At 72.6% G+C, this 7,021-nt stretch carries 6 protein-coding genes; 4 read left to right on the forward strand and 2 right to left on the reverse strand.

All coding sequences use genetic code 11. The annotated features are described in order from the left end of the window. A partial coding sequence (locus GTY56_RS34985; protein ID WP_202511148.1) for a cold-shock protein occupies nucleotides 1-189 on the forward strand: 189 nt, incomplete at its 5' end. Nucleotides 190-341: 152 nt separating this feature from the next. Further along, nucleotides 342-1,790: a DEAD/DEAH box helicase gene (locus GTY56_RS34990; RefSeq protein ID WP_161369307.1), complete on the forward strand. Its 1,449-nt coding sequence runs from the start codon at nucleotides 342-344 to the stop codon at nucleotides 1,788-1,790. A 361-nt stretch (nucleotides 1,791-2,151) separates the two neighbouring features. Here GTY56_RS34990 and GTY56_RS34995 read toward each other — a convergent pair whose 3' ends face one another. After that, nucleotides 2,152-3,147 carry a LacI family DNA-binding transcriptional regulator gene (locus GTY56_RS34995; RefSeq protein WP_161369308.1) on the reverse strand — a complete coding sequence of 332 codons (996 nt, stop codon included), beginning with the start codon at nucleotides 3,145-3,147 and terminating at the stop codon, nucleotides 2,152-2,154. Between the two features lie 279 nt (nucleotides 3,148-3,426). On the opposite strand from GTY56_RS34995, the gene GTY56_RS35000 reads away from it, so the two are divergent. Next, nucleotides 3,427-5,481 (forward strand): RICIN domain-containing protein, encoded by a 2,055-nt coding sequence (locus GTY56_RS35000; RefSeq protein WP_161369309.1) that lies wholly within the window; start codon nucleotides 3,427-3,429, stop codon nucleotides 5,479-5,481. A gap of 99 nt (nucleotides 5,482-5,580) precedes the next feature. Here the strand turns inward: GTY56_RS35000 and GTY56_RS35005 are convergent, their stop codons facing one another. Further along, complete coding sequence (locus tag GTY56_RS35005; protein ID WP_161369310.1) at nucleotides 5,581-5,946, reverse strand: SgcJ/EcaC family oxidoreductase; 366 nt, start codon at nucleotides 5,944-5,946, stop codon at nucleotides 5,581-5,583. A 100-nt stretch (nucleotides 5,947-6,046) separates the two neighbouring features. Here GTY56_RS35005 and GTY56_RS35010 point away from each other — a divergent pair, with 100 nt between their 5' ends. Next, nucleotides 6,047-6,937: a LysR family transcriptional regulator gene (locus tag GTY56_RS35010; RefSeq protein WP_161369311.1), complete on the forward strand. Its 891-nt coding sequence runs from the start codon at nucleotides 6,047-6,049 to the stop codon at nucleotides 6,935-6,937. Nucleotides 6,938-7,021 lie beyond the last annotated feature (84 nt).

Consider the following 7,021-nt stretch of genomic DNA (forward strand, 5'->3'; position numbering starts at 1 on the left):
GTGAAGTGGTTCAACTCGGAAAAGGGCTTCGGCTTCATCGAGCAGGAGGGTGGCGGCCCGGACGTCTTCGCCCACTACTCGAACATCGCCACCTCTGGCTTCCGTGAGCTCCAGGAAGGCCAGAAGGTCACCTTCGACGTCACGCAGGGCCAGAAGGGCCCGCAGGCCGAGAACATCGTTCCCGCCTGACGCGTACGCGAACGCCCTGAACCGGGGCCCGCACCCTCGCGGTGCGGGCCCCGGCTCGTTTTGCACTTCTCCGGCTCAACTCTTGCGAATCCAGCGGCCCTTCGGCGCCGCCGCGCATTCCTCGACGCGTGCCGCATCGAGGAAGGTTCCGCATGGACCGCACCGCTCGTAAGAACAACGGCTCTCCCCATTCCCGCGGCAACGGGCACCGGCCCCGCAAGTCCGGCGGCGCCGGCAACGCCGGCCGCTCCGCGGGCGGCGGACGCGGAGGGCGCCGTCCCGCTCCCAGCCAGGAGTTCGCACCGCCCGCCACCGTCACCCCGGCGCTGCCCGCCGTCGAGGCGTTCGACGACCTCGACCTGCCCGAGCGGCTCAAGGCCGCGCTGCGCGCCGAGGGCCTGACCGCGCCGTTCCCGATCCAGGCGGCGACGCTGCCCAACTCGCTGGCCGGCCGGGACGTCCTCGGCCGCGGCCGCACCGGCTCGGGCAAGACCCTCGCCTTCGGGCTCGCTCTGCTGGCCCGCGTCGACGGGCAGCGGGCCGAGACCCGGCAGCCCCTGGCTCTCGTCCTGGTGCCCACCCGTGAGCTGGCCCAGCAGGTCACCGACGCCCTCACCCCGTTCGCCCGCGCGCTGCGGCTGCGGCTCGCCACGGTGGTCGGCGGCCTGCCGATCGGCCGGCAGGCGAACGCGCTGCGCACCGGCGCCGAGGTCGTCGTCGCCACGCCCGGCCGGCTCAAGGACCTCATAGACCGGGGTGACTGCCGACTGGACCACGTGGGCATCACGGTCCTCGACGAGGCCGACCAGATGACCGACATGGGCTTCATGCCGCAGGTCACCGCGCTGCTCGACCAGGTGCGGCCCGGCGGGCAGCGGATGCTGTTCTCGGCCACCCTGGACCGCAACGTCGACCGGCTGGTCCGCACCTACCTGCACGACCCCGTGGTCCACTCCGTCGACCCGTCCGCGGGCGCCGTCACCACGATGGAGCACCACCTGCTGCACGTGGAGGACGACGACAAGCACGCCACCACGACCCGGATCGCCGCCCGCGACGGACGCGTGATCATGTTCCTGGACACCAAGCACGCCGCCGACCGGCTCGCCAAGAAGCTGCTGGCCGTCGGGGTGCGCGCCATGGCCCTGCACGGCGGCAAGTCCCAGTCGCAGCGGACCAAGACCCTGGCCCGCTTCAAGGACGGCCAGGTCTCGGTCCTGGTGGCCACCAACGTCGCCGCCCGCGGCATCCACGTCGACAACCTCGACCTCGTCGTCAACGTGGACCCGCCCGGCGACCACAAGGACTACCTGCACCGCGGCGGCCGTACCGCGCGGGCCGGCGAGTCCGGCACCGTCGTCACGCTGGTCCTGCCCCACCAGCGGCGCGAGATGACCCGGCTGATGTCCGACGCCGGGATCACCCCGCAGATCACCCGGGTCCGCTCCGACGAGGACGAACTGAGCCGCATCACCGGGGCGCAGGAGCCCTCGGGCGTGCCCGTCGTCCTCACCCCGCCGCCCGCCGAGAAGCCCGCGGCGCGCACGGGTGCCGCCTCGAACGGGCGGCGGAGCAGGCCGTCCCGGGGCCGCCGCCGCTGAACCGGCCGCCGGGTCCTACGGGGCTCGGCGCCGGCCGCAGCGCACCATGCCCTCCCCGTTCGACGACAGGAGCGGGGAGCCGTCCGGGGCCGCGGCGTGGCCGGGGCCGGTCCTGGGACCGGCCCCGATGCCGGTGATGCCGTTGGGCACCCGCACCTGGTCGGCGACCAGCCTGTCCGCACCCCTCCCTCGCCGGGGCGAGCCTGGGCCCCAGCAGGACGGCCACGCCACCCCGGGGGTTGCGTGCGGGGTGGCTGGAGCGCACGCCGACACGGCGGCCGTGTTCGCCAAGACGGCGCCTTGACCGCCGCCGAAGGCTGAGGGCGGTGCTCACCGCCGACCCCGGCTGGGTGTCGTCGCCTCACCGTCCGGGCGGTGGCGCCGCCGTACTCGCCCGTCGCACCAGCCGCGTCGGCACCAGCGTCGTCGTCCCGTGGTCCACCCCGTCCTGCCGCATCTTGCTGAGCACCCCCTCCACGCACAGCCGCCCCACCTCGGCGAAGTCCTGGTGGATGGTGGTGAGCGGCGGGAGGAAGGACGCGGACTCGGGGATGTCGTCGAAGCCGACGACGCTGATGTCGCCGGGGACGCGGCGCCCGCGTTCGTGCAGGGCGCGGAGCAGGCCCAGGGCCATCTGGTCGTTGGCCGCGAAGACCGCCGTGCACTCGGGCTCGTCGGCGAGGAGCAGGCCCGCCCGGTAGCCGGAGGCGGCCGACCAGTCGCCGCGGACCAGGGGCGGCGGGGTGCGGCCCGCCCCGGTGAGGGTGCTGCGCCAGGCGTTGGCGCGGCGCTGGGCGGCGAAGGAGCCCTCGGGACCGGCCAGATGCCACACCGTGTCGTGGCCGAGGTCCAGCAGGTGCCGTACGGCGTCCCGGGCGCCGCCCGCCTGGTCGGTGTCGACGACGGTGTAGCGGTCACCGGCGTCGGAATCGGCCACCACGACCTGCACACCGGGCGGCAGGGAGACCGTCGCCGCGTCGAGCAGGTGGATCTCCATGATGACGATGACGGCGTCGACGGCGAGCTCGCCCAGCCGGGAGAAGGCGCCGTTCACCTCGTCCTGGGTCGGGACGGCCACCGGCAGCAGGGTGACGGCGTACCCGTGCTCGGCGGCGGAGGTGGCGATGGCCTCCAGGGTGCGGATGTTGCCCATGGTGGACAGGGAGAAGGTGATCACACCGAGGGTGCGGAACTCGCCCCGGCGCAGCGCCCGGGCCGCGCTGTTGGGGCGGTAGCCCAGCTCCCGCATGGCGGCCAGGACCTGCGCACGGGTGTCCTCGGTGACGCCCGGGAAGCCGTTCGACACGCGGGAGACGGTCTGGGAGGAGACCCCGGCGAGCCGGGCGACGTCCGCCATGGACGCGCCCTGGCGGGGCCGGGCCGCACGCCTTCTCGTACGGCTCGCGCCCCCCGGTTCGCTCTCCCCGCCCACGGTGCCCACCCTGCCCCTCGTTCCCCTCGCCGCACACCCGGCGCAATTTTCGGTCCGGAACGAGTCCTTGACCCCTGAGATTCGGACAGTGTAGACATCCCGCCAGTGGATGTTTACGTAAACATTGCCTAGTCGAAATCGTACGAGAAAGCACCGAACCGCACCAGAAGCCCCGCACCGGTCGCACGAGCTGGAGTACTCGAGATGGCACACCGCACCCGTAAGAGAAGGCTCCTCGGGGCCATCGGCGTCACCGCCGTGGCGACCGGAACCCTCCTGGCCACGACGACCCTGCCCGCCGCGCACGCCGAGCCGGCCCAGGCGGCGGCCGCCGGCGTCACCGTCCGGCCCGACCCCTCCTACGCGGGAGAGAAGTTCGAGGGCTGGGGCACCAGCCTGGTCTGGTTCGCCAACGCCACCGGCGACTACCCGCCCGCGGTCCGCGAGAAGCTCTACAAGCTCCTCTTCGGCGACGACGGTCTCAACCTGAACATCGCCCGCTACAACATCGGCGGCGGCAACGCCCCCGACGTCAAGGACTACCTGCGGGCCGGCGGCGCCGTCGAGGGCTGGTGGAAGGCCCCGGCGGGCACCACCCGCGAGGACGTCGACTGGTGGGACGCGGACGACCCCGCGGACTGGAACAAGAACGCCGACAAGACGCAGCGCTGGTGGGTCGACCGCATCAAGAAGGACATCACCCACTGGGAGACCTTCAGCAACTCCCCGCCCTGGTTCATGACCGTGAGCGGCTACGTCTCCGGCAACTTCGACGCGGGCAAGGACCAGCTGAAGCCGGAGTCGGTCGAGGACTTCGCCAAGTACCTGGTGGGCGCGACCGAGCGTCTCGAGAAGGCGCACGGCATCAAGGTCGACACCCTCGACCCCTTCAACGAGCCGAACACCGACTACTGGGGCACCAGGCTCGGCCCGGACGGCGAGCCGACCGGCGGACGCCAGGAGGGCGCCCACATCGGGCCCGAGCTCCAGCAGAAGGTGCTCCGCGCGCTGGCCCCGGTCCTGGACAAGTCCCGTTCGAAGGCGGAGATATCCGCGATGGACGAGACCAACCCCGGCACCTTCGCGACGAACTGGAACTCCTACCCCCAGGAGGTCCGCGACCTCGTCGCCCAGATGAACGTCCACACCTACGGCACCGGCCAGCGCACCACCGTCCGCGACCTGGCCAAGGCCGCCGACAAGCCGCTGTGGATGAGCGAGGTCGAGGGCGACTGGGGCGACGGCCAGAGCTTCACGGACATGCGCCCGGGCCTGGGCCTCGCCCAGCGCATCGTCGACGACCTGCGTGAACTGGAGCCCAAGGCCTGGGTGTTCTGGCAGCCCGTCGAGGACTACGACAACATGAAGCCGGGCGGCGAGTCCGCCAAGGGCGGCAACTGGGGTGAGATCCAGCTCCCGTTCAGCTGCACCTCGAAGGACACCCTGAAGTCCTGCCCGATCTACACCAACACCAAGTTCGACACGGCCCGCAACTTCACGCACTTCATCAAGCCCGGCGACCGGCTGATCAAGACGAACGACACGTCCAGCACCGCGTCCGTCTCCCGCAAGGGCGACGCGGCGACCGTCGTCCACGTCAACAGCGGAACCGAGGCGCGCGAGGTCACGCTCGACCTGTCGAAGTTCGGCCGGGTCTCCTCCCGCGCCACGGTCACCCCGGTCGTGACCAGCGCCGACGGCAAGCTGGAGAAGCAGAAGCCGGTCCGCGTGTCCGGCCGGCAGGCCACCCTCACGGTGCCCGCCCAGTCGGTGACGTCCTTCCTCGTCAAGGGAGTCTCCGGCGTCGCGAAGGACGCGGCCGAGCTGCGCAAGGGTCACACCTACCGCCTGACCGGCGTCCAGAGCGGCAAGGACCTCACCATCGCCGGCAACGGCACGGGTCTGGTCATCAAGACCCCGAACGCGTCCGACCCCAGCGGTCAGCAGTGGCGGGTCGAGCAGATCCGCGGTGAGGACAACCGCAAGCGCTACGTCCTCACCGAGACCGGCGCGGACAAGCGCCTGGCCGTCCGTGACGGCGCCCTGGTCGCCGAACCCGACGAGGGCCGGCGCGACGCCGCCGCGCAGTGGATCGCGTCCACGACCGGCGACGGCACCTGGACGCTCGTGAACGCGGCCACCGGTCAACTCCCGGACGTCGGGGGCCAGTCCACCAACGACGGCGCCTCTGTGGGCGTCTGGCAGCCGAACTCCGGCTCCAACCAGCGCTGGAGGGTCACTGAGGTGACCGGCGGCTGACGCTTCACGTCCCGCCCGGCCCGCTGTCCGTGCCCCCGCCCGTCATCGATGCCGATGGCGGGCGGGGGCGCTGTCGTGTCCCGCACCTGCGGTGTCGGGTCAACGGGCCGGCGGGACGAACTCCGGCTGGTCCAGCACCCGCAGCCAGCTTCCGTCCGCCTGCCTGCGGACCACCTGCGCCCGGGCCCCCGCCCCGTCCTTCGGCGGGGTGGAGGTGAGGGCGATGTCGCCGTGGACCAGGGTCGGCAGGGGCTCTTCCGGTTCGAAGCGGGGGCGGTCGGCCAGGACCTTCTCCCAGAGGGTGCGGATCGCTTCGCGGCCCACCGTGCGCCGGCCGGGCGGGTAGGCCAGGACCGCGTCCTCGGCGTACAGAGCGGCGACTCCGGCCGCGTCGCCGGCGTTGGAGCGTTCGACGAACAGGCGGGTGATGTCCTCGGGGCGCATGGCCTTCTCGTACTCCGGCACGGGGTCCTCCTGAGATCGGGCTTCCTCGGTACCTCCAGCCTCACTTGGGGGTGATCAGAAGTCCAACGGATGGATCTGATGGGAACTAGAATCAGCAGTCATGGAACTGAGGCAGCTGGAGTACTTCGTCGCGGTCGCCGAGGAGCGGAACTTCACCCGGGCCGCCGAGCGGGTGCACATCAGCCAGTCCGGAGTCAGCGCCCAGATCCGCCAGTTGGAGCGGGAGCTCGGCGCCGAGCTCTTCGACCGGACCGCGCGCACCGTGACGCTCACCGACGCGGGCAGGGCGGCGCTCGACCACGCCCGGGCGACGCTCAACGCGGCCGGGGCCGTCGGCCAGGCGGTGGGTGAGGTGACCGGCCTGATCCGGGGGACGCTCGTGGTCGGCATGGTCATCGGCTGCACCGTCACGCCCCTCTTCGACGCCCTCGCCGCGTTCCACCGCGCCCATCCGGGGGTGGAGATCTCCCTGCTGGAGGACAACTCGGACCGGCTCGTCGAGGCGGCCCGCCTCGGCACGGTCGACGTGGCCCTCGTCGGGACGGCCGCCGCCCCCGCAGGGCTGGAGGCCCTGACGATCATCAGCGAGCGGCTCGTCGTGGTGGTTCCGGACGGTCATCCCCTGGCGTCGCGGAGGCGGGTGGTGCTGAGGGACGTCGCCGCCCATCCGATCGTCTGCATGCCTCCGGGGACCGGCCTGCGGACCGTCTTCGACGGGGCCTGCGCCGCGCGGGACCTGCGGCCCCGGATCGCGTTGCAGGCCGGCGCCGCGGACGCCGTCGTGGACCTCGCGGCCCGCGGGCTCGGCGTCGCCGTCCTCAGCGAGTCGATGGCCGCGGGCCGGGGCGAGGGGGTCGTCGTCCGCACCATCGACGACGTCCGGACACCGGCGCTGCTCGCCCTGGTCTGGCGGAGCGGGCGGAGCCCCGCGGTGCGGGAGCTCCTCACGCAGTGCCGGCGGGCGTTCGGCGTGACCGGCGGCCCGGCGTAGCGGTCAGCATGACCGGCAGCCCGGCGCGGCGGTCAGCATGACCGGCAGCCCGGCGTAGCGGTCAGCATGACCGGCAGCCCGGCG

Source organism: Streptomyces sp. SID5643 (genome assembly GCF_009872555.1).
Lineage (GTDB): Bacteria > Actinomycetota > Actinomycetes > Streptomycetales > Streptomycetaceae > Streptomyces > Streptomyces iakyrus.

Bases quoted from the DNA above. Each gene is read 5' to 3' on its own strand.
- GTY56_RS34990 (WP_161369307.1), top strand. From the start codon at position 342: ATGGACCGCACCGCTCGTAAGAACAACGGCTCTCCCCATTCCCGCGGC.
- GTY56_RS35000 (WP_161369309.1), top strand. From the start codon at position 3,427: ATGGCACACCGCACCCGTAAGAGAAGGCTCCTCGGGGCCATCGGCGTC.
- GTY56_RS34995 (WP_161369308.1), bottom strand. From the start codon at position 3,147: ATGGCGGACGTCGCCCGGCTCGCCGGGGTCTCCTCCCAGACCGTCTCC.
- GTY56_RS35010 (WP_161369311.1), top strand. From the start codon at position 6,047: ATGGAACTGAGGCAGCTGGAGTACTTCGTCGCGGTCGCCGAGGAGCGG.